General features: G+C 75.6%; 2 protein-coding genes. Both read left to right on the top strand.

Annotation, left to right across the window (positions count from 1 at the left end; translation table 11 throughout):
* The coding region (locus GVL52_RS32750; RefSeq protein WP_160012818.1) for a DUF815 domain-containing protein at positions 1–172 on the top strand (172 nt) is incomplete at its 5' end.
* Positions 165–386: NUDIX domain-containing protein (locus tag GVL52_RS32745; protein WP_160012817.1), on the top strand; the 222-nt coding region annotated here is incomplete at its 3' end. The genes GVL52_RS32750 and GVL52_RS32745, both read left to right, overlap by 8 nt.

Below are 386 nucleotides of genomic sequence, written 5' to 3'. Positions count from 1 at the left end.
GGAGGAATACCTCGCGATCGTGGCGCAGTGGCTCTCCGCGCTGGGCGTGCCTGCCGCGGCCATCGAGGCCGCACGTCCGGCCGCCCTCGTGTGGGCGCTGGAGCGCGGCTCGCGCAGCGGGCGCGTGGCCTACCAGTTCGCCCGCGACCATGCGGGGCGCACCCATGGCTGAGCCGCAGGTCGCCGCCGCCGCGCCGGCATCCCCGCAGCGCGCCCACACCGAGGTGGCGGTGGGCATCCTGTTCCGCGGCGACGGCGCCATGCTGCTCTCCACGCGCCCGGCCGGCAAGCCGTACGCGGGCTACTGGGAATTCCCGGGCGGCAAGCTGGAAGCCGGCGAGACCGTCGAGCAGGCCCTGCGGCGCGAGCTCATCGAAGAGCTCGGC

Source organism: Rhizobium sp. 18055 (assembly GCF_902706285.1).
Classification (GTDB): Bacteria; Pseudomonadota; Alphaproteobacteria; order Rhizobiales; family Rhizobiaceae; genus Rhizobium.
This window is presented reverse-complemented; position numbering and strand designations above follow the sequence as displayed.